At 51.3% G+C, this 23,808-nt stretch carries 23 protein-coding genes and 2 tRNA genes; 9 read left to right on the forward strand and 16 right to left on the reverse strand.

Translation table 11 applies throughout. The features are described 5' to 3' along the window. Positions 1 to 6 precede the first annotated feature (6 nt). Positions 7 to 1,368: a hypothetical protein gene (locus ACI4N7_RS06835; protein WP_439732606.1), complete on the forward strand. Its 1,362-nt coding sequence runs from the start codon at positions 7 to 9 to the stop codon at positions 1,366 to 1,368. A 160-nt stretch (positions 1,369 to 1,528) separates the two neighbouring features. Here ACI4N7_RS06835 and ttdB read toward each other — a convergent pair whose 3' ends face one another. Both ttdB and ttdA read right to left on the reverse strand, forming a co-directional pair. Then, the gene (gene ttdB / locus ACI4N7_RS06840) at positions 1,529 to 2,155 is read right to left on the reverse strand and encodes a L(+)-tartrate dehydratase subunit beta (protein WP_439732607.1); all 627 of its coding nucleotides are present in this window, start codon (positions 2,153 to 2,155) and stop codon (positions 1,529 to 1,531) included. A gap of 96 nt (positions 2,156 to 2,251) precedes the next feature. Then, positions 2,252 to 3,157: a L(+)-tartrate dehydratase subunit alpha gene (gene ttdA, locus ACI4N7_RS06845; RefSeq protein ID WP_439732608.1), complete on the reverse strand. Its 906-nt coding sequence runs from the start codon at positions 3,155 to 3,157 to the stop codon at positions 2,252 to 2,254. A 362-nt stretch (positions 3,158 to 3,519) separates the two neighbouring features. Here ttdA and ACI4N7_RS06850 point away from each other — a divergent pair, with 362 nt between their 5' ends. Both ACI4N7_RS06850 and ACI4N7_RS06855 read left to right on the forward strand, forming a co-directional pair. Further along, entirely contained in the window at positions 3,520 to 4,380 is an 861-nt protein-coding gene (locus tag ACI4N7_RS06850) for a LysR family transcriptional regulator (protein ID WP_439732609.1), read from the forward strand. Positions 4,381 to 4,475: 95 nt separating this feature from the next. Continuing rightward, positions 4,476 to 4,883, forward strand: a complete 408-nt coding sequence (locus tag ACI4N7_RS06855) for a hypothetical protein (RefSeq protein ID WP_439732610.1) — start codon at positions 4,476 to 4,478, stop codon at positions 4,881 to 4,883. 44 nt (positions 4,884 to 4,927) lie between these two features. On the opposite strand, the gene ACI4N7_RS06860 is transcribed toward ACI4N7_RS06855, so the two are convergent. From ACI4N7_RS06860 to ACI4N7_RS06870, 3 genes are read right to left on the reverse strand one after another with little or no spacing between them, the layout of a single operon-like run. Next, positions 4,928 to 5,830 (reverse strand): metal ABC transporter solute-binding protein, Zn/Mn family, encoded by a 903-nt coding sequence (locus tag ACI4N7_RS06860; RefSeq protein ID WP_439732611.1) that lies wholly within the window; start codon positions 5,828 to 5,830, stop codon positions 4,928 to 4,930. 4 nt (positions 5,831 to 5,834) lie between these two features. Continuing rightward, positions 5,835 to 6,623, reverse strand: coding sequence for a metal ABC transporter permease (locus tag ACI4N7_RS06865; protein WP_439732612.1), 789 nt, complete (start codon positions 6,621 to 6,623; stop codon positions 5,835 to 5,837). Continuing rightward, positions 6,610 to 7,278 carry a metal ABC transporter ATP-binding protein gene (locus tag ACI4N7_RS06870; RefSeq protein ID WP_439732613.1) on the reverse strand — a complete coding sequence of 223 codons (669 nt, stop codon included), beginning with the start codon at positions 7,276 to 7,278 and terminating at the stop codon, positions 6,610 to 6,612. The genes ACI4N7_RS06865 and ACI4N7_RS06870 overlap by 14 nt, the downstream gene beginning before the upstream one ends. Before the next feature lie 294 nt (positions 7,279 to 7,572). Here ACI4N7_RS06870 and ACI4N7_RS06875 point away from each other — a divergent pair, with 294 nt between their 5' ends. Beyond that, the gene (locus tag ACI4N7_RS06875; RefSeq protein WP_439732614.1) at positions 7,573 to 9,651 is read left to right on the forward strand and encodes a transglycosylase domain-containing protein; all 2,079 of its coding nucleotides are present in this window, start codon (positions 7,573 to 7,575) and stop codon (positions 9,649 to 9,651) included. A 149-nt stretch (positions 9,652 to 9,800) separates the two neighbouring features. After that, positions 9,801 to 9,941: a hypothetical protein gene (locus tag ACI4N7_RS06880; RefSeq protein WP_439732615.1), complete on the forward strand. Its 141-nt coding sequence runs from the start codon at positions 9,801 to 9,803 to the stop codon at positions 9,939 to 9,941. A gap of 339 nt (positions 9,942 to 10,280) precedes the next feature. Here the strand turns inward: ACI4N7_RS06880 and ACI4N7_RS06885 are convergent, their stop codons facing one another. Continuing rightward, positions 10,281 to 10,529: a hypothetical protein gene (locus ACI4N7_RS06885; protein ID WP_439732616.1), complete on the reverse strand. Its 249-nt coding sequence runs from the start codon at positions 10,527 to 10,529 to the stop codon at positions 10,281 to 10,283. Between the two features lie 1,336 nt (positions 10,530 to 11,865). On the opposite strand from ACI4N7_RS06885, the gene ACI4N7_RS06890 reads away from it, so the two are divergent. Then, a complete protein-coding gene (locus ACI4N7_RS06890; RefSeq protein ID WP_439732617.1) occupies positions 11,866 to 13,224 on the forward strand; it encodes an aminotransferase class III-fold pyridoxal phosphate-dependent enzyme in 1,359 nt (452 codons plus the stop codon). A gap of 262 nt (positions 13,225 to 13,486) precedes the next feature. Here ACI4N7_RS06890 and ACI4N7_RS06895 read toward each other — a convergent pair whose 3' ends face one another. The 3 genes from ACI4N7_RS06895 to ACI4N7_RS06905 all read right to left on the reverse strand — a co-directional run bounded on the left by ACI4N7_RS06895 (position 13,487) and on the right by ACI4N7_RS06905 (position 15,621). After that, positions 13,487 to 14,404 carry an alpha/beta hydrolase gene (locus ACI4N7_RS06895; RefSeq protein WP_439732618.1) on the reverse strand — a complete coding sequence of 306 codons (918 nt, stop codon included), beginning with the start codon at positions 14,402 to 14,404 and terminating at the stop codon, positions 13,487 to 13,489. Positions 14,405 to 14,527: 123 nt separating this feature from the next. Then, on the reverse strand, positions 14,528 to 15,133 hold the full coding sequence (locus tag ACI4N7_RS06900; RefSeq protein ID WP_439732619.1) for a GH25 family lysozyme: 606 nt from the start codon (positions 15,131 to 15,133) through the stop codon (positions 14,528 to 14,530). After that, positions 15,130 to 15,621 (reverse strand): phage holin family protein, encoded by a 492-nt coding sequence (locus tag ACI4N7_RS06905; RefSeq protein WP_439732620.1) that lies wholly within the window; start codon positions 15,619 to 15,621, stop codon positions 15,130 to 15,132. The genes ACI4N7_RS06900 and ACI4N7_RS06905 overlap by 4 nt, the downstream gene beginning before the upstream one ends. A gap of 169 nt (positions 15,622 to 15,790) precedes the next feature. Between ACI4N7_RS06905 and ACI4N7_RS06910 the strand changes: the two genes are divergently transcribed. The 3 genes from ACI4N7_RS06910 to ACI4N7_RS06920 all read left to right on the forward strand — a co-directional run bounded on the left by ACI4N7_RS06910 (position 15,791) and on the right by ACI4N7_RS06920 (position 17,695). Next, positions 15,791 to 16,246 carry a hypothetical protein gene (locus ACI4N7_RS06910; protein WP_439732621.1) on the forward strand — a complete coding sequence of 152 codons (456 nt, stop codon included), beginning with the start codon at positions 15,791 to 15,793 and terminating at the stop codon, positions 16,244 to 16,246. After that, entirely contained in the window at positions 16,243 to 16,653 is a 411-nt protein-coding gene (locus tag ACI4N7_RS06915; RefSeq protein ID WP_439732622.1) for a DUF523 domain-containing protein, read from the forward strand. The genes ACI4N7_RS06910 and ACI4N7_RS06915 overlap by 4 nt, the downstream gene beginning before the upstream one ends. 142 nt (positions 16,654 to 16,795) lie before the next feature. After that, complete coding sequence (locus ACI4N7_RS06920) at positions 16,796 to 17,695, forward strand: ROK family protein (protein WP_439732691.1); 900 nt, start codon at positions 16,796 to 16,798, stop codon at positions 17,693 to 17,695. Positions 17,696 to 17,892: 197 nt separating this feature from the next. Here ACI4N7_RS06920 and ACI4N7_RS06925 read toward each other — a convergent pair whose 3' ends face one another. The 7 genes from ACI4N7_RS06925 to ACI4N7_RS06955 all read right to left on the reverse strand — a co-directional run bounded on the left by ACI4N7_RS06925 (position 17,893) and on the right by ACI4N7_RS06955 (position 23,704). Beyond that, positions 17,893 to 18,612 (reverse strand): NAD(P)H-dependent oxidoreductase, encoded by a 720-nt coding sequence (locus ACI4N7_RS06925; RefSeq protein ID WP_439732623.1) that lies wholly within the window; start codon positions 18,610 to 18,612, stop codon positions 17,893 to 17,895. A 154-nt stretch (positions 18,613 to 18,766) separates the two neighbouring features. Beyond that, positions 18,767 to 20,095 (reverse strand): branched-chain amino acid transport system II carrier protein, encoded by a 1,329-nt coding sequence (gene brnQ / locus ACI4N7_RS06930; RefSeq protein WP_439732624.1) that lies wholly within the window; start codon positions 20,093 to 20,095, stop codon positions 18,767 to 18,769. 715 nt (positions 20,096 to 20,810) lie between these two features. Then, complete coding sequence (lpxA, locus tag ACI4N7_RS06935; protein WP_439732625.1) at positions 20,811 to 21,623, reverse strand: acyl-ACP--UDP-N-acetylglucosamine O-acyltransferase; 813 nt, start codon at positions 21,621 to 21,623, stop codon at positions 20,811 to 20,813. 203 nt (positions 21,624 to 21,826) lie between these two features. After that, positions 21,827 to 22,306 carry a 3-hydroxyacyl-ACP dehydratase FabZ gene (gene fabZ / locus ACI4N7_RS06940; RefSeq protein WP_439732626.1) on the reverse strand — a complete coding sequence of 160 codons (480 nt, stop codon included), beginning with the start codon at positions 22,304 to 22,306 and terminating at the stop codon, positions 21,827 to 21,829. Between the two features lie 72 nt (positions 22,307 to 22,378). Beyond that, positions 22,379 to 23,206, reverse strand: a complete 828-nt coding sequence (lpxC, locus tag ACI4N7_RS06945; RefSeq protein WP_439732627.1) for a UDP-3-O-acyl-N-acetylglucosamine deacetylase — start codon at positions 23,204 to 23,206, stop codon at positions 22,379 to 22,381. A gap of 341 nt (positions 23,207 to 23,547) precedes the next feature. After that, positions 23,548 to 23,624, reverse strand: a tRNA-Arg gene (locus ACI4N7_RS06950). A 4-nt stretch (positions 23,625 to 23,628) separates the two neighbouring features. Beyond that, positions 23,629 to 23,704, reverse strand: a tRNA-Trp gene (locus tag ACI4N7_RS06955). Positions 23,705 to 23,808 lie beyond the last annotated feature (104 nt).

Raw genomic sequence — 23,808 nt, forward strand, 5'->3', positions numbered from 1 at the left:
AAATCTATGGTAAAAATACAGGCAGCCGGCATGATCCTGGCATCGGTGCTGGCACTCTGTCCCCTGGGGGCAGGGGCAGCGGATTTTGCCAACCGGCTGGGCGCTTCCTATTCGGAGGTATCGGTGCGGGGAACCGTTTTGAAGGGAGAAAGGCTGGTGGATTTTGGCCGGGAAATCTGGGGACACGGCATGACGGCAGAGGTGCAGCATGGTCAGGGAGAAGAGGGCTGGTATCTCCACCTGCAGGATCTGTCCCGGGTCAAGGGAAAAGACGGTTTCAAGGAAGTGACCCTGAAGCATAAGGAGCAGAGCTGGGTTCTTTCGCCTCTTCCGGAAAATCCGGACACCACGTTTCCTCCTTCCTTTTCCGGACTGGATCAATGGTATCTTATGCCGGCGGATCTGGTGACCGCCATGAGCACAGATCCGGGAAACTGGAAGCTTTCTGCCAGGAAAGACGACGGCAAAATGTTTGGCCATGATTTCAAAAATGTGGCGGGCAAAGTCAGTTTCATGGCGAAGGAACCGGGCGCCGCACCCAATTACGGGCCTGCCTGCAGTGTGTACTTTGCCGGGGAAACACCGGAGCAGGTGCAGCAGGCATTTCTGTATCATCTGAATGACCGGGATGAGAAGGGAAATCCCATTTCCTATGACGGATATTACCGCTATTACCGGAGTGAAGATCCCTGGGCTGCTGAATTCATCTATGACTATTATGGCAGTGAATACAACGGCTATATTTCCTTCCGCTCTGACCGGGGCGGCACCTGGGCGGATCTGGATTTCTGGAACTACCATACCTATCAGAGCAGGAATGGCTTCGGCGGCTATTATTACAGCAGTACCGTTTCCACCAGTGTAAAGGATGAATTTGTAAATCAAGGCTATAAGGCAGTGGAAGAGGCCTACTATGATCTGGAAAATTATCCGGACTACGGTATGCAGCTGGAAGGAGGCTTCTATAAATCCCATCCCAAGGTGAAATCGGTGGACAGAGAAAATCATCCCGAGCTTTCTGCTGTCCAGGAGGGAGACTGGATCCTTTCCATCAATGGGGTGGACGTAACCGCTGCCAACTATCTGGCGAAGTATGCCATGGACTATGCAGAACCGGGGACAATCCTCCATATGACACTGAAAAATGACAAAACCGGAGAATACAGTGTTGACGCGGCAGCAGTGATGAGGGAACGGAGAAAGGCACCGGACTTTCCTTACAAGAGCTTTCTGGAGAAAGACGGCCTTATGGGGAAAGGTGTGCCTGCCCAGCTGGCTCCCTGGGTACCTATCCATGAAGTGTTTGCTCCTTGGGACGGCGAGGGCCATGTCATGGCGCCGGCTTTCAGAAATCTGGTGAAACGCTGATGAGGTGAGGCACCGGCAGCGGGATTTCCGAAGGGAAGAAGGCGGATGTGCCGACTCTGCATGGACCGTACGGGCCATCCGTTCTTATGCCGCCGGGACTGCCGGTATTTCCACGAAAAAAGCAGGGCTTTCAAAAGCCCTGCTTTTTTACATTCTGCTTTTACTTGATAAACCCTACCTGAGCGCTGATAAGGACAATCTGTTTTTCCTTTCTTTTATTGTATTCCACTTTCTTTTCTTCAAAATAGTTCTTTCCGTATGCATCGATGGAGACAATGAGGGGGCCGAAGTTCTTGACATGGCAGTGCCACAGGGTTTCCGGCATGCCCAGATCCTTCCACTGGGCTTCTACCACTTCTTCTACTTCAGAAGCGGCTACCACCGCATTGCCTGCGGGGAATACGCAGTGGATGGCACCGAATTCGCGGCAGGCTCTTTCTGTGTTTTCACGCATGCCGCCTTTTCCTACAATGACCCGGACGCCGGTTTTCTTTACAAATTCATATTCGAATTTTTCCATGCGCATGGAGGTGGTAGGGCCTACGGAAACCATTTCATAGCCGCCTTCCCTGGGGCGGATGATAGGGCCTGCGTGAAGAATGGCTTTATTCCGTACATCCACAGGAATGTCTCTCCCCTCTTCCACCACGCGGCGGTGGGCTACGTCACGACAGGTGGTGAGATCGCCGGACAGGTAAATAATATCTCCGATATGAATATCTTTCAGATCCTCCCTGGAAATGGGGGTGGTCAGTACTTTATTTCCATCTATGATTTGAACAGCCATGATATGCTCCTTTTTGATTTATGAAATATGAGGCAATGGGCGGAGAAACCGCTTCTCTTTGCTTTCTGAACCGGGCCCGTGCAGCGGCCCCGTGGATTATCCTTTATATACGAATCCGCTGTGGGTGTCTGTTTTAAAATTCAGATCCCGGTCGAAGATAATGTGGCCGCGGCGATGGCTCCAGCAGCCTACGCATACGGCACAGCCGATGACGGAAGGATGGCGGGCGGTGTTTTCAATATTTACGCCCATAACGGAATAATGGCCGCCCATTCCCTGGGGACCAAGGCCCAGGGCGTTGATGCCGTCTTCCAGGAGGTGTTCCATCTTTTCGGCATTGGGATTATCATTGTGGCTTCCGATGGGGCGGAACAGTGCTTTCTTGGAATTCAGGGCTGCCGTTTCTACGGAGGTGCCGATGCCTACGCCGATGAGGAGGGGCGGGCAGGCATTGAGGCCGTAGCTGGTCATGCGGTCAAGCACGAATTTCGTGACGCCTTCATAGCCTTCGCCGGGCATGAGCACGGTGGCACAGCCGGGCAGAGAGCAGCCGCCGCCGGAGAGGTAGGTGTAGATTTCACAGCTGTCGGAATGAGGCACCATGTCCCACCAGATGGTCGGCGTACCTTTGCCTACATTCCTGCCGGTATTGTATTCGCTGAAGGTTTCTACGGAATTATGACGGAGGGGCGTTTCAAAGGTGGTCTTTACCACGGCATCCCGGAGCAGTTTTTCCATATCATCGATGAGCGGGAATTTGGTACCGCAGCGCACCCAGAACTGGGGAACACCGGTATCCTGGCAGGATGGACGGTGAAGCTTTTCAGCCAGAGCCTGATTCCGGAACATGGTGCGGTAAATGACTTTAGCCAGGGGCGTATCTTCCTTGTCCCGCAGCTCTTCCAGCTTGGCAATGACGTCATCCGGAAGTTTAATGGCAGTGTAGCCGACGAAGTCAGCCATGATATTTTTCATTTTCTCTATTTGTTCTTCGTGATTCATAATTTCCTCCTGTATGGGGTATTGAATGAATAAAAACAGGTCATTACCCCGGGGAAGGGAGGGCAGCCCGCTGCCGGCATGATAAACAGGAATGGTTTGTATGGAATGGGCCGGCAGCTGCATACCCATATTTCCTGAGGTCTGTCAGTAGTATAGTGCAGTTTCAGTCATATGTACATTTGAAACTATTGATTTATGTATAGGTAAAAACTATACTGAAGACAGAAATATTTTTATCCCATGCTGCATCCTGCGTTTCCCTGCATAACCCTGCTGTCACCCATGAATGGGTTTCCTGCTCTGCATGAAAATTCGGGAAATTCAATCACCCGTCAGCACTGCTTTTCCGGAAAGGAGCTCTCATGACACTGACCCAGCTTTCTTACTTCTGCGAAGTGTGCCGCTGCCACAGCATTACCCGGGCGGCAGAGGTGCTTTATGTATCCCAGCCCACCATTTCCACCGCCCTCAGGGATCTGGAGAAGGAATTCCACTGCCGTCTTTTTATCCACGGGAGAAACCGCATTTCCCTTACTGATGAAGGTGCGGATTTTTATGAGGAAGCCCGACGGATCCTGAAGGAAACGGAACTTCTGAAAAACCGGTTTTCCCATGAAAACAGGGAAAAGCCGCTCCGCATAGGCATTCCGCCCATGCTGTCTACCCTGTTCCTTCCCCGGCTTACGGAGTCCTTTGAAAAGACCTGCCATGTACCTATCCGGCTTTTTGAATATGGCTCCATCCGGGCGGGCGAGCTGGTGGAGAAGGAGGAACTGGATGTGGCTCTGGGCAATCTGGATATGTACAATCTGGAAACCTACCAGTATTACCGGATGAGGGAGGATGCCTATGTATTCTGCGTAGCCAGGAACCATCCCCTGGCAGGAAAGAAAAAAGCGGATTTTGCCGATCTGGCAGGCGAGCCCCTTCTTCTGTTCAATACGGACTCCATGTCCACAGAAACGGTGCTGTCCATGTTCCGCTCCCGGGGCATGACGCCTGACGTGAAGATGTACTGCAGCCAGCTGGTGACGGTGCTGGATTATCTGAGAAACGGCAGCTGCGCCGCCATATTGTACCAGTCCATGCCGGTGGATGAGGAAGAATTTGTAAAAATCCCCATTCCCGGGGTGACCTGTAAAATCGGCATCCTGTGGAAAAAAGGGGTATTCATCCAGGAAAATCTGGAAAAATTTATCCGCTTCGTGAAGAAATATAAATAAAAGGCCGCCTTCGGGCGGCTTTCCTGAAGGGGTCTGCGGCCCTGGGGCAGGAACCATATGAAAGGAGGAGGCAGAGCTTATATCTGCGAAACATCATGAAATACAAAATGACTTTTACTTTGGCGGTTCTTCTGGCAGCAGGAACGGTCTGCTTTTCTGTGGAGGCCAGGGGGCCTTACGATTTCTGGGGATATTCCGGAAGAAAGCCGGCAGGCATTTACTGTGCCCTGCCCGGACCTCACGGAGAAAGGCCCGGCATGGACCGGTATTCTCCTTCTGTGCTGCTGGTGTCCGTGGATCCGGATATGAAGAAAAAGGATATGGAACGGATCTGCAGGAAATATGATCTTTCCATTCTGTATGAGTACCGGAATTTTTCCATGTATGCCCTGAAAACGGAAAAGAATAAAACAGATGAGGAGATGGATACGCTCCTAGCTTCTCTGGAAAAAGAAAAAGGCATCCTTACCGCAGAGCGGGACAGGATGCTGACACTGATGTGACGGGATAGCAGGCCGGCGGCCCGGCAGGGCCATGGACTGGAGACTTATCTCAGGGCCCGGTCGATTTTTTCCAGATTTTCCCGCATGGTATCCAGATAGCTGTCGCTGTCCGGTTCTTCCATGGTGGAAAGGGTTTCTGCCTCTGCACCGGCTTCCTGGGCCAGGGTTCTTGCCAGGGCAGGATCCATCATTTCTTCCGTGAAGATCACTTTTACCCCATGGCTGCGGCAGAATTGGATGAGCTCGATCAGTTTCCGCGCCGGAGGTTCGCCGGTAGCAAAGGCGTCTTCCACGCTTTCCTGGGTCAGGCCGAGATCACGGGCCAGATAGCCGAAGGCGGCGTGGCCGGTAACCAGCTCTTTTCTGGGCGCCTTTTCCAGTTTCTTTCTGTATTCTTCCTGCAGCTCATCCAGGCTGCGGGCAAACTTTTCATAGTTTTCCATGAAAAGCTCTCTGTTTTCCGGAGAGGCGGCGGTCAATCCGTCCCGGATGGCCAGGGCTTCCTCTCTGGCTTCCTGAGGACCCAGCCAGGTATGAGGATCGTAGTCGCCGTGTTCTTCCCGCTCTTCTTCATCTTCCAGGAGGAGGGGAGTAACCTTTTCCGAAGCGTTGACCACGATCTGGTTTTCCGCACCGGCACTTCGGATTGCCTTATCTGCCCAGTGTTCCATGCCCATACCGTTATAAATGAAGACTCTGGATTTTTTCAGCGTGATCAGATCCCCTGTGCGGGGTTCAAAATCATGGGGCTCCGTACCGTCAGGCACCAGGACGGTGATGGAAACGGCATCTCCTCCGATGGCTTCGGTGAGTTTTTCCATAGCGCCGAAAGAAACGGCTACGGGGATTTTTCCTTCCTCCGGCGGAGGTGCCTTGCTGCCGCAGCCGGCCATGGCAAAGGAGAGAGCCGCCAGCAGGAGGATTCCCGTTTTTGCAATTGATTTCATAGATTTAAAGCACCTGCTTTACGAAAATAGTAGAAAGAAGCAGGAAAGCGGCCGTGAGGGCCGTGACGCCTCCCGGTGCGGCTCCGATGTAGTAGGAAAGGAAAAAACCGCCCAGGATGGAGAGAAAGCTGTACAGGAGTGAGGCCATGAAGGTGGCCTTGAATCCCTTGCCCAGCTGCAGAGCGCTGGCCACAGGCAGGGTAATCATGGAGGTGATGACCAGAATGCCCACGGACCGGATGGAAACGGAAATGGCGGCAGCCACCAGAAAGGCGAAGAGATAATTGAGGAACTTCACCGGCACACCGGCAATGCGGGCGGCATCCTCGTCATAGGTCATGTAAAGAAGCTGGTGGTAATTCAGAATCACCGTGATAACGGCGAAAAGGCTCAGCAGAGCGGTGACGGCCATATCCATGGGAGACACGGTGAGCATGGAGCCGAAAAGGTAGGCATCCGCATTGGCGTGGAGATGGCCGGAACTGATAAGGGTAATGGCTATGCCTACGGAAATGGAAAGAACGATGGAAAGAATCAGGTCCGTATATTTCTTGAAATACTGGCGCAGGAATTCAATGGACAGTCCTGCCAGGGCAGTAAAGATGAAGGACACGAGCACCGGACTTTCCCGGAAAAGAAGGCCCAGCGTTACACCGGCCAGCGAGGAATGGGCCAGCGTATCGCCGATCATGGAATACCGTTTCAACACGATGAAAATTCCTATGCAGGGGCACAGGATGGCTATGCAGAGAGAAATAAAAAGCGCATTCTGCATAAAGCTATAACTGAACATGGCCGCCCTCCTTTTTTATGTATTCTTCGATATAATGAGAAACGCTGCAGAGATGGCCCCGGCCTTCATCAATGTGGTAAAGACCTGTGGATACCCGGCCGGCTTCTTCCATATTGTGCTCTACGGCCAGCACCGTGAGCTGCTGCTGTTTATTCAGGCGGGAAAGCTCTCCGTAAATTTCCCGCTGGCTGGACAGATCCACGCCGGTGGAAGGTTCGTCCAGAATGAGAAGATCCGGATGCCCCATCAGAGCCCGGGCGATGAGCACCTTCTGGTGCTGCCCTCCGGACAGATTTCCCATGAGCTCTTCGGCGCAGTCTTCCATGCCTGTGACGGAAAGGGTGTCCTTGACGGAAAAGGACTTCAGCCGGAGCAGCTTCCCGTAGGAATGAATGACCTCCGCCACGGTAATGGGGAAAGCGTGATCCCGGGAAGGCATCTGCGGTACGTAGCCTATGCGGCGGGCGTGGCAGAGGATTTCTCCCTTCACCGGATGAAGGAAACCGAGAATCAGCTTCAGCAGGGTGCTTTTCCCGCTGCCGTTGTTTCCTACAATAGAAATGTAGGCACCCCGGGGCACCTTCAGGGAAATATCCTCCAAAAGCCAGGGCGGTTTCCCTGTATAGGAAAAATATAGATGGTCGATCTGCAGCATAATAACTCCTTCAGTGAAAAATCAATATTCTCTTTTCATCTTATCATAAATGAGAAGAAACATCATAAATGAGAAAAGGCGCCTGGTTATGCAGGGGCTGTTCAACCATTTGGGAATCGGGAACGCTGACCCGCAGGGATAGGCTGACCGTTCCCCGCCGCGGCCCTTCGCGGCGGGCCCCGCTTTTTTTATGTTGACTGTGGTATAATATAAGCGGCTATATGCCTGCTTTTTCCTTTTTCTTGAAAGAGGCGGAAGGCAGGCGCAAATGATTTCTATGTAGGAGCGTATTATATGAAGAATTCCGATATACGACGCGAAAGACCGCCGAAGAAATCATCCTTTGTGAAAAGGATTTTCGTATTTCTTGTGGTTATCGTGATGATTGCCGGAGCAGGGGCAACAGCCGGATTTTTTGTGTCCGTTTCCAAACATCTGCCTGATGTGACGGCTAATATCCAGCCTAATGCTTCCTCCCGCATTTATGATGACAAAGGCCGTCTTATCACCACAGTGCATGCAGAGGAAAACCGCATTCCTGTGCCGATTACGGAAGTTCCGCAGAATCTGCAGAATGCTTTCGTGGCGGCAGAAGACGTGCGTTTCTATGAGCATCACGGCATTGATCCCAGGGGCATTCTCCGTGCCATCTGGTCCAATGTACTGAGCCGCAATGCCACAGGGCAGGGCGGTTCCACAATTACCCAGCAGCTGGCCAGAAATGCATTTCTGACCCAGGAGCAGACACTGAAAAGAAAACTGCTGGAAGTGGTGCTGGCTCTCCAGATCGAAAACAAGTACACCAAGAAACAGATCCTTGAAATGTATATGAACCAGATTTACTTCGGCCAGGGATGCTACGGCATACAGACCGCCTCCAGAGTGTATTTCGGAAAGGACGTCAAAGACCTGACCCTGCCCCAGTGTGCCATGCTGGCAGGGCTTCCGAACAGCCCGAACTACTACTCCCCCTTCCGGAGCCTGGAAGCAGCCAAGTACCGCCAGGGCATCGTACTGGATCAGATGGCCAAGTACGGATATATTTCCGAAGCTGATGCCCAGGCTGCCAAGAAAGCAGACCTCCATCTGGCCAAACCGCAGAGTTCCAAGGGAACGGACAGCACCGCTTCCTATTTCGTCAGCTATGTGATTCAAACCATCAGCGATAAATATGATTCCGATGCTATTTATAAGGAAGGGCTCCAGGTATATACCACCCTGGACCTGGATATGCAGAAAGAAGCAGAAAAGGCACTGAAAGCCGATCTTCCGCAGGGTAATAAGGACTCCAAGGGACTGACCCAGCCCCAGGGCGCCCTCATGACCATTGAAACAGGCACCGGCCATATCAAGGCCATGGTCGGAGGACGGGGAGAAGACCACTTCAACCGTGCCACCCAGATGGTCCGCCAGCCGGGATCTGCCTTCAAACCCTTTGTTTATCTCACGGCCTTTGAAAACAAATTCAGCCCCTACGATACCGTAAGCAACGAAAAGAAGACCTATGCCGGCGGATGGACACCGAAGAACTACGGCGGCACCTCCGGCGGACAGGTGACACTGGAAGAAGCACTGGTACACTCCATGAACATTCCGACCATTGACCTGGCCAATAAAGTGGGCATGAAGAAAATTCTGGATACAGCAGAAGCCTGCGGCATCTCCACCCTGGTCAAAGATGGAAAACAGAACGATGACAACCTGGCAGCTTCCATCGGCGGCCTCACCAACGGCGTATCCGTATACGATATGGCCAAAGCCTACAGCGTCTTCGCCAACGGCGGCAAGCTCATCGAACCCACCGCCATCCTGAAAGTAGTGGACAGAAACGGCAACGTACTGGAAGACCATTCCGCTAAACCGGAAGGAAAACAGGTAGTCAGTGAAAATGCAGTATACCGGCTCACCAGCATCCTGGAAGAAGTCATTTCCCGCGGCACCGGCGGCAATGCCTATATCGGCCGCACCGCAGCAGGCAAGACCGGCACCACCGATGATGAACACGATGCATGGTTTGTAGGCTATACCCCTGAACTGGTCACCGCCGTCTGGATCGGCGATGATACCTCCAGCAACGCAGGCTACACCGGCGGCACCATACCGGCAGCCATCTGGAGAGACTTCATGAAACAGGCACTATCTGCCTACAAGAGCAAGAGCTTTGATATTCCGGAATCTGTCAGGGCAGAAAATGAAAGAGCAAGAGCGGCTCAGGCAGCGAAGGAAGCGGAAGCCAAGAAGAAGGAAGACGACAAGAAGAAGGACGACAAGGCCGTCAAAGACAATAAAAATGCCGGCAATAAGCTCCTTGACCGTATTACGGGAAAGAATGGAGCCAAGCCTTCCGAAGCAGACAGCAGCAAGAGCAACTGATAAAAAAGCAGACCCCACGGGGCCTGCTTTTTTGATGCAGTTTTTTAGAAGTAAGGCCACCCTTTCCGAGACAATTTCTGACATGCTGATTTCATATAATAAAGGAAAGAAACAGAAAAGGGAAGAATTATAAAGGGAGGAATTATACCATGAAAATCAGAACCCTTGGATTCCTGATCAGCCTGGCAGCCATAGCGATATTGGTCTTCATGGATAACTGGGGCGCTCAGGAAGAAATCAAAGTCATCCTCGTATTTTTCCTGGCTGCATTGGCGGGAAACCTGCTTTAGGATACGGAAGGGATTTTAAGATTTGATCCTGATTAAAATCTTCATATCTCCTGACTGACGGGAACGGCGGGTGACTGCACAGCCAGGCTTTTTCCATAAGCGAAAATTCAGAGTATTACTTTATTTTTCTGATTTCGTACTGGAGCTTTGTATCTGCAGCAGAGGCAAGGAGATAGAAAAAGGAAAATAAACAAAGATTTCCCCTGTATCTCTTTTCTTCTGCAAAGGCTGATAACAGCGCAGATCAGTGGCTGAAGCAGGGAAAGCGGTAGTTTAGAAAATATCCATAAATTCTTTGGCTTTAGGGTCTTTAAGTTCTATGTCCATCAGGTCCCATGGTCAGGTGGTCGATGATGTCGGAATATATTTTCTAGAGCTATTATGGGCAGATCCTTCACTAGCTTGAATGGAACGCTGGACTTCAAGAATCAGGTCGGTATCATGGCTGGTTCTGGTGTCTTCCATCTGCATCATTTTCTGCGCCGGTTTCAGACAGGCTCCAGAGAGGGCAGGGTTATCATAGATTTCTCCCCGTGTATTGGATTCCCCGCTTTTCATGAAATAGATTTTATCCAAATTATCCGGCATTCCAAATCTCCACTTGTGGTCCGGCCCTCCTATCCATCCTGTCTCTTTCATAGATTCGGCCTTCCATCGCTGCAGCAGTATGTTCGCCGGCCATCTGATTAAGCTTGTTGTTTTCGCCCTCATCTCGTGCTATAATGTAGCTGCCGATGTGGCGGAGATTGGCACTGATCTTTGAAACCCACTGTTCGACCGGGGGGCGCGAGTGCCCGGACAGCCCCTTACGATTATTCAGTCCTCAAATATAGAGGACTTTTTTGATTGTGCAATTGGAGTTCTTATACAATATCAGATTGGAAGCTTCTGTTCCTGTAGTGAAAGAGATAACTACACGGCTAGTGCTAGTATAGAGGCTCATGCCAACTTTGGGTACTGCCGCATAGGCAGTTTAAAAATATGATTACTCAGTTGTATTTTTTGAGAAAAAATTTCTTTGCCTATGGACTGAGCTTGCAGACGATCTTCCATGGCCATGATTGTGTGTCCTCCGACCATTGGATGGAATTCCCTTTTACTATCACTATTTTTCGTGATAAAATAAAGTCACTTAGAAGGGGGAGCCGGGCATTCGGCGGTGAAACCTTTTGAGTAGGAGGGCGCGAATGTCCGGTCTGCCCTTCCATATTACTCTCAAGTCCTCAAATATAGAGGATTTTTTTATTGTACAATTTTATTATTGAAGCCCTTATACAGTATCAGACTGGAAGCTTCTGGCCTTGTAGTGAAAGAGGTAACTACACGGCTAGTACAGAAGGTTCATGGCAATTTGAAGTACTGCCGCATAGGCAATTTAAAAATATGATTACTTGGTTGTGTTTTTTGAGAAGAAATTTCTTTTGTCTATGGACTGAGCTTTCAGATAGTCTTCTATAGTCATAATTACATGTTCTCCGACCATTGGATGGAATTTTCTTTTACTATCACTATTTTTCGTGATAAAATAAAGTTACTTAGAAGGGGGAGCCGGGCATTCGGCGGTGAAGCCTTTTGAGTAGGGGAGCGCGAATGCCCGGTCAGCGCCCTAATATCCGTAATTAAGTCCTCTAATATAGAGGGCTTTTTTGATTGTGCAAATTTTATTATTGAAGCCTTTATACAGTATCAGCTTGGAAGATTCTTGCCTTGTAGTGAAAGAGGTAACTACACGGGGCTAGTATAGGGGTTTATGGCAGCCTGGTTCACTGCCCCATTGGCAGTTTGGAAAATGATCTGCCATTTGATTATCAATTTTCCGGCAGTCTCTGCCTTGACAATGGCACCGCCTCTTTATACACTGTCAATAAAGACTATTTTGGAGCGGAGGGGATTCTGCTCCCGGATTCAGGACAAGGAGGAACGTATGTATAAAATTCAGAAAAAGATTGACAAATGTTTAGACCTTGTAGCCAGGGATGAAAAGGTGGTGGCACCCTGCCAGCACCTTTCCTATTATCCTTTTGCCGTGGAAAGCGGGAAGGGGGAGATCCTGAAGGACGCTGACGGGAATGAGTATATTGATTTCCTGACCAGTGCTTCTTCCCTGAATCTGGGAAGTTCCAATCCGATCCTTACGAAAGCGATTGAGGCGCAGCTGAAAAAGTGCACCCAGTATACGGCAGCCTATTCATACAATGAGCCTATGATTTCCTATGCGGAGAAGCTGACGTCTGTTTATCCAGGCGGGGTCAAGGCCAAAATTGCCTTTGGCAACTGCGGCTCTGACGGAAATGATGCAGCTGTCAAGTTTGCCCGGGCCTATACGGGACGCACGAAAATCATTACTTTTATCAACGGCTATCATGGAAATACCTATGGCTCTTCATCCATGACCACCTGCACCACCCGGATGCATGCGAAGATGGGACCTTTCCTTCCGGAAATCTATCATTTCCCCTTCTATGGAGATGATGTGCCCGATGAAGTGGTGGAAAAGGAAGGCACCAGGGATATTGAGACCGCTTTTAAGACCTACATGCCTGCAGAGGAAGTGGCGGCTGTGGTGATTGAATCCATCCAGGGGGATGCCGGGATTCTTCCGGCTCATCCGCTGTTCATGAAAAAGCTCTATGATCTCTGCAAAAAGCATGGTATTCTCTTTATTGATGAAGAGGTGCAGCAGGGTTTCTGGCGGGCCGGCCATTTCTTTGCCATTGAAAACTATCCCGGCATTATTCCGGATGGTATCATTATGGGGAAGTCCATCGGTGCAGGCCTGACGCTGGGTGCTTTCATGGCCAGGGCAGAAATCATGGACTGCCTGCCGGCGCCGGCACATCTTTTCACGCTGGGCGGCAATGCGATTGCCTGTGCGGCAGGCAATGCAGCCTTTGACTACTATCAGTCCGAAGAGTTCCAGACGATTTATAAGAGAAACTGCGCACAGATCAGGAAAGAAATGGAAGCACTGAAGCAGAAGCATCCGGATCGTGTGGCTTTCTATCGGGGCCGCGGCATGTCCTGGGCCATCGGCATTGTGAAGAAGGATGAGAAAGGAAACCAGGTGCCTGACGGAGACGGTACCTTCAAGGTATGTTTCCGCTCCTATGAAAAAGGTCTGATTATTATCACGCTGGGAGAAAATCTGCTCCGCGTACAGCCGCCGCTTAATATTTCCTCTGAAAATCTCCATAAGGCATTCACCATTCTGGATGAATCCCTCACGGAACTGGAAAAGGGAGAAATTCCGGACGGCGTATTTGAATATCGCCACGGATGGTAATATTTCTTTTGGCACAATAAAAGGGACTGTGAAAAATGTTGCTCATTTTTCACAGTCCCTTTTTTATGACGCTCATATTCAGCGTAAGTTTTTGAAATGACTATGAGGTCTGCTTGTCTGATAGAGGCTCCGTTACTTCTTCACAGCCTTTTTATTGGTTCTCTTTGCGGCAGGCGGTATCTGCTTTGATCAGAATGGGGGAGGGTTTGGGGAATTGACGGTCCGATAACCTTTTCCCCGGAACCCGGGCTGAAGGGGGCCTTTACATGCCTACTGTTTCGTCCAGCGGTTCCTGGCAGAAGAGCTTCATGGCGCCTTCTGCCATTTTAGCGCCTTCGTGGGCGGCGCCGTCTACAACTTTCAGCTGCCAGCGGAAGGGGACGCCCAGCGCATTGGCTCTGGCTTCGCAGAAATGGAAATAGTTGTTGCACCGTTCCATGCGGTTCTGGCCCTGGGCGTCGGCTTCCGGCGTATCACGGAAGGGCTTTTTCCGGGAAATGTCATTTCCTCCCATGAGCATGATCACGGGACGGCTGAAAGCGCGGGCCAGGTCGCGGTCGGAAAGGGGAACGCCTTTGATGCCGTAGGGATAGCATATGCTGTCGTCAGGCATGGTGAACCAGCCTGCATTGGCGCAGATAATGGCATCGGCCATGGGATGGCTGGCAAAGAGGGAGTAGCGGTGCATAAGCTGGCCTCCGGCGGAGTGGCCGAAGAGAATGACCTTGCCTTTGGCTTTTGTCCGGCGGCGCACGGCGGCAGTGACATGATCGATGGCGTCAAAAGTCCACTGGCGCCGGGGCTGGATCTGCCCCTTCTCGCCTTCCGCATCGGATATATTTCCTTCCTGGTACCAGCGGGCGCCGGGGAATTTGCGGAAGGAAAATTCCGGGCATGCAATGAGCATATTGAAGCGGACGGCCAGGTCCTCCAGATGCTTTTCAAAGCGTTCGGCTTTTCGGGTATATCCGGGAAAAGCAATGAATACAGGCTGGTCTTCGGTCCAGGTGGCGGGCTTGTAATAGTATACGGGAATGGGATCCCGGCAGGTGCCGCTGGGGTCTTCCAGAAAATAGGAACTTTCGCCTGCCGGCAGGGATTCTGCCTTCCGGCGGGGAACCAGATACGCAGTCACAGCACCCAGGGCCAGCGCGGCCAGTGCTTTTGCAATTTTACCCAATATAAGATCTCCTTACATACAACATATCATCAGGTGGAAGAAAAATACCTTCCAATTGCATTATTATAGCATGGAGAAAAGAAGTGTAAATATAAAAAATGATGAATGACGGTTTACAGACCGTCATTCATCATGAACCTGTTCCCAGCAGATATTTCCATCCAGCCGATGTCCTTCCAGGAGGAGAGAATCGGTGAACTGCCACAGGAAGGCGCCGGGAAGGTCACAGGCATTTCCCCATTGGGCGCACCAGAGAGGCGTATTCCGGGGCAGGGAAGGGATCCGGATTTTCCTGGTGAGCCAGGAGTAGCAGCTGTACAGGCCGCAGGGCAGGCCCTGTGCGGCCATTTCCTCCAGATAGGCCCGGCAGAGGGCTGTGATTTCCTCAGGGCTTGTGACTCCGTTTCTTTCCTTATAGCTGTCAGCGTCTTCCATGTCATACCAGCAGCCCAGGGGCAGCTTTTCCGGCGTCAGTCCGCAGTCTTTCAGGATGAAAGATGTAAAACGGGCTTCCTCTTCCGCTTCTATCTCTGTGAGGGCATAGCTGTAGTAGTAGATGCCAAGCTCCAGCCCTGCGGCCAGAACGCCGTTTACCGATTCGTAGAAGCGGCTGTCCAGATGTCCCCGTCCCCAGCCCAGACGAACAATGGCAAAGGACATTCCCTGCTTCTTCAAAAGCGGCCAGGGAAGAGGCGGATTATGTTCCGATACGTCAATGCCCCATTTCATTTCTTTATCCTCCGCAGCCGTGACAGCAGGAGGGTCATGGAATGAAATCCCGCTTCCGACAGATTTTCAATGACAGACAGGGCTTCCGCAGCGGCCAGGTAGCTGATGGAAAGAGACACCAGACCGATGGGGTGGCCGGAGGAGGAGAGCAGGTAGTCGGCGCAGGCGGCGGCCAGCACGCAGAGATGATAGAGGAGCAGTTTGGATAGTCCCTGTTCCTTCATGCGGCGGCTGTTGATCAGGCCCAGGCGACGTGCCCGGGGAATGGCGCCTGCCATGGACAGCAGGGATGGATTTTCCTGCCCTTCCGACCGGAGTAGCCCGGCGGCAATGGCGAGCCAGCGGCTGATGAGATCCAGCAGGACGAGCAGGGTAAAACAAAGAAACATGAGAGCATGGTGGAGCAGGGCCAGAAAGAGCATGCCTGCGGCCGCTTTCAGCGGAAACCGGCAGGACAGCTCCTTCCCGCCTTCAATCAGGTGATTCATGGTTTGCCTCCTTTCCCGTTACGATAGAACTTCCGGCATTTCCTGCCTATACAGTCGGGGAAAGGAAGAAACTGTCTCAGTTCCGGAGTGTCTCTTTCTCTTCCTTTGTCCCTGTGGTACAATACGCTTTGATGAACATGGGAGAGGGGAAGGAGGATTAACAGAGATTTTGAAGAATATACGAACCAGAACAGCAGCCCTGCTTCTGGTGCTGGGACTGGCCTGGGGCCTTTCCGGCTGCGGGCTGTCTGATGAAAAAATGACTATGAAAGCCGATACCGGTGAAGAAATCCAGGTATCCCTGAACAGGGGCGATGATTTCTCCATGGAGCAGACGTCGGGCATCCTGCTGATCTACCAGAAAAAGAAGGTGATGATGCGCTGTGCCTTCATCAGCGAGGAGCAGGAAAAGGCCCAGCGGGCCTCCATCATTACCATGCCCTTTGAAATTCATAAAGAAGACGAAAACTATATCTCCTACAGCATGGCCGGCCCCGATGGCATGGTAAACTACTACATGTATCCCGTAGGAGAGAAAACCTGGCTCTTTGCGGCAACCCATCTGCCGCCGGAAGCAGCGGAGAAAGTGCTGGAGCGGATTCATTTCAAGGGTGTGAAATCATGAAGATACTGGTGAGCGCCTGCCTTCTGGGCAGAAACTGCAAGTACAGCGGAGGAAATAACAGGAATGAGAAGGTCCTTTCTTTTTTGAAGGGGAAGGAATATATTCCGGTATGCCCGGAGGTGGAAGCTGGCATGCCGGTGCCCCGTCCACCGGTGGAAATACGGCAGGGACGGGTCGTGTCCCGGGACGGGAAGGATCTGGATGCGGTATACCGCCGGGGCGTGGCCAGGGTCATGGCAGAGATGGGAACGGTGGATCTTGCCATTTTGAAGTCCGGCAGTCCGACCTGCGGTGTCCATGAAATTTATGACGGCACTTTCAGCGGAAGGAAAATCAAAGGCCGCGGCATCCTGGCGGAAGCACTGGCAAAGGCAGGCATTCCGGTCATCGATGAGAAGGAACTGTAAGACCGGGCGGCCGCACCGGCGGCGCCCTGTGTCTGCTTGCAAGAAAAGGAATTATGTTATAAACTGGTACGAGTGATATTTCGTAGTCATCCTGCCCTGAGGGCAGATAACAGGGAGGCGTTTCAAAATTTTAATCGGCGGTATAGAAGCAGGCGGTACCAAAATCATTTGCGGCGTAGGGGAAGTAAGGGACGGTACGATCCGTATCCTTTCGGAAATGAGATTTCCTACCACCACCGCAGCCCAGGTGCTGCCGGAAATCATTAACTGGTTCAAACAGTATTCCATCGAATCCCTGGGGATTGCCAGCTTTGGTCCGCTGGATTTAAAGAAAGAGTCTCCTACTTACGGCTATATCAAGGCCACACCCAAGAAGGGCTGGCAGGATGTGGATTTCGTGGGACCTTTTGCCCGTGCGCTTTCCATTCCGATCGAGTTTGATACGGACGTGAACGGCGCAGCGCTGGGTGAATCGGTATACGGCGCAGGCCGAGGCTGCCAGGTGGTATCCTACATGACGGTGGGCACCGGTATCGGCGTAGGTCTTTACTGCGAAGGAAAACTGCTCCATGGTCTGGTGCATCCGGAAGCCGGTCATATGCTTATCCAGCGTCATCCGAAGGATACATATGAAGGAAGCTGTCCTTTCCATAAGGACACATTCCTGCCCGGCGGCTGCCTGGAAGGCTATGCCTGCGGGCCGGCCATCCAGAAGCGCTGGGGCGCTCCGGGAGAAACCCTGCACAACCGGAAGGAAGTGTGGGAAATGGAAGCCTATTATCTGGGACAGGGCGTATCCAACCTGGTTCTTCTTTATTCCCCGGATAAGATCATTATCGGCGGCGGCGTCATGCATCAGGAAAATCTCTTCCAGATGGTACGGGAAGAAGTGAAGAAGAATATCAACGGATACATTCATTCCGATAAACTGACTGATTCTCTGGAGGATTACATTGTTCCTCCTGCCCTGGGCGACCACGCCGGACTTACCGGTGCCATCGAACTGGGAAAGAGAGCCTGGGAAAGTGAAAATAAACAGTAACGGGCAGTTTTGCTGTCAGTAAATGGCAGGCTGTTCAAGAAAAGGGGCGTCCGGAAGGGCGCTCTTTTTCTTTCCACGGGAGAGACACAGGCAGGACAGACTCAGCACTCCTTTTTCCGTCAATGATTGTAATCAAAAACATTTCAGCGCTGCGGCTGAAGTTTTTTGATGGGATAGAATTTTGAAAGAGAAGGGCCTTATTTTACCCATTCCACCGATTCGCTCAGAGGCTTTCTGCTCTTATCACGGTGAGGCGTTTCTGCACGGTAGCCGAATGCGGCCATAACGGCAATGCCGTAGTGCTCCGTATCAAAAAGTTTTCTTTCCTCACCCAGGATGCGGGTCATGTCTGCCGGATTGTATCCTTCCAGGGGGCAGGAGTCGATGCCCATGTAGGCAGCCATGGTCATCATGTTGGCCATGACAATATAGGCCTGCTTGGATGTCCAGTCCAGGGCGGTTCTTTCAGAGTCCAGGATTTTCATTTCTTCTTTTCCGAAGCGGGTATAGACTCTGCTGTAGAAGTCATAGACTTCCGGCGGCACCTGGTGAATGTCTTTCAGCATGTGGTCGGCGTAGGGAGAACCGAAGGTAATGTCCTTCCTCCTGTTGGCCAGGTAGACTACAAAATGGCTGGCACCGGTGAGGCCGGCTTTGGCGCCCCAGCCGTAGGGAATCATTTCTTCACGGATTTCCTTATTTTGAATGACCAGGATCTTCCAGGGCTCCATGCCGAAGGAAGTAGGAGAAAGGCGGGCCGCTTCCAGAATGGTTTCAAAGTCTTCATCGGAAATGATTTTTTCCGGATCAAATTTCTTGACAGCATAGCGGTATTTCATGGCTTCCAGCAGCACGTTTTTGTCATTATGGGGCTTGGGGGTATCTTTGGTGGGGATGATGATGGATTCGTGATTCATGGAAATCTCCTTTCAGACATATTTATATTTCTCTATATAGAGATGACTTAAATATAGCATTTTTTCTATATAAAGTCAATGGGCGAGATTCCCTGCAGACTTTTGCTGATAGGCAGGCGTGCCAATGAAAAAGAGCCCCGAAGGGCTCTTTTTTTTATTCTTCCTCTACAGCTTTAGCCGGCTGGAACCGGGAGAGAATCATGCCGATGACAAGGCCTGCTATGCAGAAGGATACCCAGGAAAGGCCGTAGCCGGCAAGGGGCAGGGAGGCCATGAAAGTATCCAGGGAACCCAGAGGGATGCCTGCTGTATGCAGTCCGTCATAGAGAGAAGGAAGGAGCGTGCATAAGGTGACTGTGCGGTATACGCTCCGGTATCCGCCGAAAATGGAATCGGTGAAGGTAAGGATAACCAGGGAAATGGTAAGGGGATACAGGAACATGAGCACCGGAATGGCTGCTTTGATAATGGTGGTCAGTCCGAAAAGGGCTACAAAGAAGGATGCGATGGAAAAGGCGGACACCCACATGGTATAGGAAAGGGCAGGAAGAAGGCGGGAGAAGTATTCGGCACAGGCGGTAATCAGGCCCACGCTGGTGGTGAGGCAGGCAAGGAGGACGATGACGCCCATGACGATGCGGCCGTAGGAGCCGAAGTAATGACGGGCAGCGCCTACCAGTACGCCGGCGCCGTTTTCCTGCATACCCAGTTCCGTTACGGAGCTGGCACCCAGGAAGCAGAGGAAAAGATAAATAATGCCCAGGCAGGCACCGGCAATGAGGCCGCTCTTCAGTGTGGACAGGGCGATTTCTTCATTGGTTTCCGCACCGTACTGACGGACGGAGTTGACTACGATAATGCCGAAAACGAAGGCAGCCAGGGCGTCCATGGTGCCATAGCCGTCCAGGAATCCCTGGGTCAGGGCTTTTACGCCGTCCCGGTAGCTGTCAGCGGCAGGCTGCCAGGGTCCCATGGGGGAGATGGTGGAAACGATAAAGAGAATAGCCAGGAAAAGCAGAAGCACCGGTGTAATCACTTTTCCGATACGATCTACCAGTTTGGTAGGTGTGACGGAAAGCCACCAGGAAGCGGCGAAGAAAAGGAAGCAGAAAACATAAAGGGCGGAAGATTTCATGGCACTGCCGAAGAAGGGGGCCACAGCAATTTCAAAGGAAGTGGTGGCGGTACGGGGAATAGCAAAGGCCGGCCCGATGGTGAGATACAGGGCTACGGTGAAGAAAACGGCATATTTCGGATGGATCCGGGAAGCCAGGACCTGCAGGTCATTGCCGGAATAGCCGATGGCGGCTACACCCAGAATGGGAAGGCCCACCCCGGTGACGAGGAATCCGATGGTGGCAGGAATGGTATTGACACCGGAGCTTTGTCCCATGAATACAGGGAAAATCAGGTTGCCGGCACCGAAAAACAGGGCGAAGAGCATGAGCCCTATGGGGATGAGCGAATTGGCTGATTTCTTCATAACATACACTCCTTTGTTCTTTTTACTGCCGACAGGACTGCAAAAAGCCCTGTCGGAAAAATCCGACAGGGCACAGATTTGTGAGGTACCACCTTGTCTTGCGTACTCGATTAGGCTGTAACGGTGCCGCCGCTTACTCCTGGTCAGAAAAGAGACTCGGAGAAGGACTCCCGGGTGACGCGGCTGTTTCGCTCCGGCAGTTTTCACCATCCACTGCCTCTCTGAGAAGACTCCTCAGCCTGATTCCGGTCATTGCCTTGCTATAAGTTTTATTTATTCTATCATGAGTTAATTAGTAAGTCAAGGGAAATAGAACCATTGCCCACAGAAGATTGTATTTCCAATAAGAAGGGAAAAGGTTCTTAAGATTGACAGACTTTTTATCGGAAGGGCTGGAGTTTGATATGCCCTGAAGGGCATGAGAGTGATGGCATCGGCTTATGCCGCAGTTTTATTATTCTGCGAAGCGGAATGGAAACGCTTTGTGACCGTGCCGGCACGCGGGAAATAACTTCTGTTCTTGTGCACATACTGCGTAGGATGTGTAAATCGGGTGAAGTACGTGCTGCCAAAGATGGACATAACCTTCAGGGCTAAAGGTCCGGCCAATCTTCCCTTTTGAACCTTTTGCACCCGGGACAGCCTCTGCCGATGCCGCATAAGCCAAAAGAAAAACTCCCCTTTCGGGGAGTCAATAGATAAAGGGGAGAATTTGTTATCTGTCTCTGGTGCGGCAGAGTCCGCGGTCGCAGTTGCGGAGGAAGCGGAGCAGGTGCTCGATTTCCGGTGTGGAGGGAAGTTCCTGTTCCATTTCCAGAATAGCATCGTTCAGTTTGAGGCCGGAGCGGAAAATAAGGCGGTAAGCCTTTTTCAGGTAGCTCTTCACTTCCGGAGAGATGTTGTTGCGGGAAAGGCCTACGCTGTTGAGACCTACCACTCTGGAAGGATTGCCGTCTACGATAACGAAAGGACATACATCCTGCACGATTTTGGACATGCCGCCTACCATGGCGCAGGCACCGATCTTAACGAACTGGTGAATGCCGCTCATGCCTCCGATGACAGCATGGTCTTCTACGGTGACATGGCCTGCTACGCCGGAGAAGCTGGACATGACGATGTGATCGCCGAAGTTGCAGTTATGAGCTACGTGGGTGTAGGCCTGCAGCATGTTGTAGGAGCCTACCCGGGTTTCGCAGTTTTCGCCGGTAGCACGGTGAATGGTCACGTATTCGCGGATCAGGTTGTGATCGCCGATGACTACGGTGCTGTATTCGTCATGGAATTTCAGATCCTGGGGATCTTCTCCGATGACGGCATGCGGATAAATGTGATTGGCTCTTCCCATGCGCACGTTTTTGGCGATTACGGCGTGGGCGCCGATGATGGAGCCTTCGCCGATTTCGCAGTTTTCACCGATAATCGCATAGGGTCCGATGACTACGTTCTTATGAATGACTGCCGTGGAGTCGATGACGGCGGTCGGATGAATTTTCGGTTCTGCCGATTGAATGACTTTTAATTCCATTGTCCCATTCCCCTTTATGTTCGCAGCCGTTTTATGACCAACGGCCAATTTTTTGATTTATGATTCTCTTTATACATAAGTCCTTTATTTATTATTGATTTGAAACAGCGATTTTGGGACGTTTATAAGGGGAATCTTATTTTTTCTCCGATTTTCTTGGATTTTCTCTGTTTAATAACTGTTTTTATAGAGTTTAAGGAAATTTATTTTTTCTGTGCTTCTTTTTCCTTTTCTTTCTTTTCCGGTGTTTCATTGGGATCCATGAGGTAGAAGAGGAAATCTGCCTCTGCCTTGTGCACATCGCCTACATGGCATTCGCAGTGTACCTTGCCCATGCGTCCGATGATTTTTTTAATTACAGCCTTGGTCACCAGCTGGTCGCCGGGAAGGACAGGAGAACGGAAACGGACGTGATCCATGCCGGTGAACATGGGGATGAGGCCTCTGTTTTCTTCCGGGTACTGGAGGGCTACGCCGCCTACCTGAGCCATGGCTTCGCAGATGAGAGCGCCGGGCATTACGGGATGACCGGGGAAGTGGCCCTGGAAAAAGGGTTCGTTCATGGTGACGCACTTAATGCCGACTGCATAGTCCATGGGGACCATTTCAATAATTTTGTCTACCAGGAGCATCGGATAACGGTGCGGCAGGATTTCCATAATTTCTTCAACATTTAATTCCATAACAGTTCCTCCTTGTCCTATTTGTTTCGCCTTCTGCAGGCGTAATCTATGATGGTTATGACAGGCTTTCTTTTATTTTTTCAGGGCCTGCAGTTTTTCAGAAAGTTCCGCATTCAGCTTGTGGCTGCCCAGGACGGCGATAATGTGGGCCTGCAGTGGGCCTACCAGGGAAATGTCGCCCAGGATATCCAGAATCTTGTGTCGGACCAGTTCATCTTTGAAACGGGGTACCGAAAGGCATTCGGTTTCGGAATAGACCACGGCGTTCTCCAGGGTGCCGCCTTTTCCGAGTCCCATTTTCCTCATGGCTTCCAGCTCCCAGGTGAATCCTATGGTTCTGGCAGAGGCAATTTCCTTCATGTAGGAATCGTGGTCAATGACGATATCTACCATCTGGGTGCCCAGAAGAGGATGGGGATTGATGGAGGTAAAGGTAATACGGAGCCCGTCATAGGGAAGGGCTGCGATGAATTTCTTTCCTTCATAAATGGATACGCTGCGATCCAGGGTGAGCACGGGAATGTCCTCGTCCTGTTCCTGAATGCCCGCTTCTTCCACCATGTCCACAAAGGTTTTGGCACTGCCGTCGCCTACCGGCGGTTCGGGAGAATCCATGTCAATGATGCAGTTGTCAATCTTCAGCGCATAGAGAGCGGAAAGCAGATGCTCTACGGTAAAAACCTTGGCGGCGCCTTTTTCCAGAGTGGTGGCGCGCATAGTGTTTGTAATATACCGGCTCTGGGCGGGGACTTCCGGAGCGCCCGGAAGGTCGCTGCGGCGAAAGAGAATGCCGGTTCCCGGCTGGGCGGGATGGATGGTCATAGTGACCGGCATGCCGGAGTGGAGGCCGTTGCCTTTATAAGAAACCGGTTTTCTGATTGTGTGCTGTTTTCTTTTCACAATGAGACACCTTTCGTTATTAAATTACACCTTTACAATTATTTTATTATATCGTTTTTTTATGGATAGCACAAGGTTTATGGGCAGGTTAAGTCAACAGCGGCGGGCAGTTGTGTTCCCAAAAGAGAAAGGGACGCTTATGCGCAGGCTGCATAAAAGGGGTGTTCACCTGCGTTCAAGGAGCAAATGCTGCTGTGGCGCTGTCAAATCTGAGAACGTTCGGGCCATGGGCTCATCGATTTCAGGAAAATTTTTACGTTTCACAACCAGCGGCACAGCCGTATTTCCCTTTTTTAGTACAATAAAAAATCCGCTAAACTGCTGTTTAGCGGATTTCTTTGTGGTGACCCAAGAGGGATTCGAACCCCCGACACCTTGATTCGTAGTCAAGTGCTCTATCCAGCTGAGCTATTGGGCCAGATTGGCAGGGGCAGAGGGACTCAAACCCCCAACCTACGGTTTTGGAGACCGTTGCTCTATCAATTGCGCTATGCCCCTAGGCCGCATGTTTCTTGCGACTGTATTATCATAACAGATAGACCTTGAAATTGCAAGGGGAAATTTGGAAATATTTTTACTGATATGGCACTTATGGCAGGAGG

It is taken from the genome of Dialister sp. (genome assembly GCF_051885895.1).
Classification (GTDB): Bacteria; Bacillota; Negativicutes; order Veillonellales; family Dialisteraceae; genus Dialister.

What these genes read in the sequence shown, in the direction of transcription:
- ACI4N7_RS06835 (WP_439732606.1), top strand. Translation starts at nt 7, where the DNA reads ATGGTAAAAATACAGGCAGCCGGCATGATCCTGGCATCGGTGCTGGCA.
- ttdB (WP_439732607.1), bottom strand. Translation starts at nt 2,155, where the DNA reads ATGGCTGTTCAAATCATAGATGGAAATAAAGTACTGACCACCCCCATT.
- ttdA (WP_439732608.1), bottom strand. Translation starts at nt 3,157, where the DNA reads ATGAATCACGAAGAACAAATAGAGAAAATGAAAAATATCATGGCTGAC.
- ACI4N7_RS06850 (WP_439732609.1), top strand. Translation starts at nt 3,520, where the DNA reads ATGACACTGACCCAGCTTTCTTACTTCTGCGAAGTGTGCCGCTGCCAC.
- ACI4N7_RS06855 (WP_439732610.1), top strand. Translation starts at nt 4,476, where the DNA reads ATGAAATACAAAATGACTTTTACTTTGGCGGTTCTTCTGGCAGCAGGA.
- ACI4N7_RS06860 (WP_439732611.1), bottom strand. Translation starts at nt 5,830, where the DNA reads ATGAAATCAATTGCAAAAACGGGAATCCTCCTGCTGGCGGCTCTCTCC.
- ACI4N7_RS06865 (WP_439732612.1), bottom strand. Translation starts at nt 6,623, where the DNA reads ATGTTCAGTTATAGCTTTATGCAGAATGCGCTTTTTATTTCTCTCTGC.
- ACI4N7_RS06870 (WP_439732613.1), bottom strand. Translation starts at nt 7,278, where the DNA reads ATGCTGCAGATCGACCATCTATATTTTTCCTATACAGGGAAACCGCCC.
- ACI4N7_RS06875 (WP_439732614.1), top strand. Translation starts at nt 7,573, where the DNA reads ATGAAGAATTCCGATATACGACGCGAAAGACCGCCGAAGAAATCATCC.
- ACI4N7_RS06880 (WP_439732615.1), top strand. Translation starts at nt 9,801, where the DNA reads ATGAAAATCAGAACCCTTGGATTCCTGATCAGCCTGGCAGCCATAGCG.
- ACI4N7_RS06885 (WP_439732616.1), bottom strand. Translation starts at nt 10,529, where the DNA reads ATGCCGGATAATTTGGATAAAATCTATTTCATGAAAAGCGGGGAATCC.
- ACI4N7_RS06890 (WP_439732617.1), top strand. Translation starts at nt 11,866, where the DNA reads ATGTATAAAATTCAGAAAAAGATTGACAAATGTTTAGACCTTGTAGCC.
- ACI4N7_RS06900 (WP_439732619.1), bottom strand. Translation starts at nt 15,133, where the DNA reads ATGAAATGGGGCATTGACGTATCGGAACATAATCCGCCTCTTCCCTGG.
- ACI4N7_RS06905 (WP_439732620.1), bottom strand. Translation starts at nt 15,621, where the DNA reads ATGAATCACCTGATTGAAGGCGGGAAGGAGCTGTCCTGCCGGTTTCCG.
- ACI4N7_RS06915 (WP_439732622.1), top strand. Translation starts at nt 16,243, where the DNA reads ATGAAGATACTGGTGAGCGCCTGCCTTCTGGGCAGAAACTGCAAGTAC.
- ACI4N7_RS06925 (WP_439732623.1), bottom strand. Translation starts at nt 18,612, where the DNA reads ATGAATCACGAATCCATCATCATCCCCACCAAAGATACCCCCAAGCCC.
- brnQ (WP_439732624.1), bottom strand. Translation starts at nt 20,095, where the DNA reads ATGAAGAAATCAGCCAATTCGCTCATCCCCATAGGGCTCATGCTCTTC.
- lpxA (WP_439732625.1), bottom strand. Translation starts at nt 21,623, where the DNA reads ATGGAATTAAAAGTCATTCAATCGGCAGAACCGAAAATTCATCCGACC.
- fabZ (WP_439732626.1), bottom strand. Translation starts at nt 22,306, where the DNA reads ATGGAATTAAATGTTGAAGAAATTATGGAAATCCTGCCGCACCGTTAT.